The 332-nt window shown below is 37.7% G+C and carries 1 protein-coding gene; it reads right to left on the minus strand.

What is annotated here, in order from left to right; all coding sequences use genetic code 11:
• Positions 1 to 288: UPF0236 family transposase-like protein (locus I4N53_RS01540; RefSeq protein WP_255549640.1), on the minus strand; the 288-nt coding region annotated here is incomplete at its 3' end.
• Positions 289 to 332: the final 44 nt, after the last annotated feature.

Consider the following 332-nt stretch of genomic DNA (forward strand, 5'->3'; position numbering starts at 1 on the left):
AAATCCTATTACCTCCCACACTCTTTTATCTCGGTTCTCCATTAGCTTTCTGTCCATCTCTTCTGCTGCCCACTCAAGAAGTTGCCTTGATACTTTTTGTGTAAGTTCATGTATCCCCCTCTCCAGTTCATAAAAGTCTTTACTTTCCTTTATTATTTTCATTAAACCCTGAACAAAAAGCAGGATTATGCCCACTATGTGTCGAATATCTAATAACATCTCAGACCTCACCTTCCTTTGATTTGATTTTTGATTTTTTCCCGGTGAGGTCTTTTTTTCTACATCCATACCCCATTTTCCTGCTTCATCACCTACTGAAATTTTACACTATC

Source organism: Thermoanaerobacter sp. CM-CNRG TB177, from assembly GCF_018588165.1.
Classification (GTDB): Bacteria; Bacillota; Thermoanaerobacteria; order Thermoanaerobacterales; family Thermoanaerobacteraceae; genus Thermoanaerobacter; species Thermoanaerobacter thermocopriae.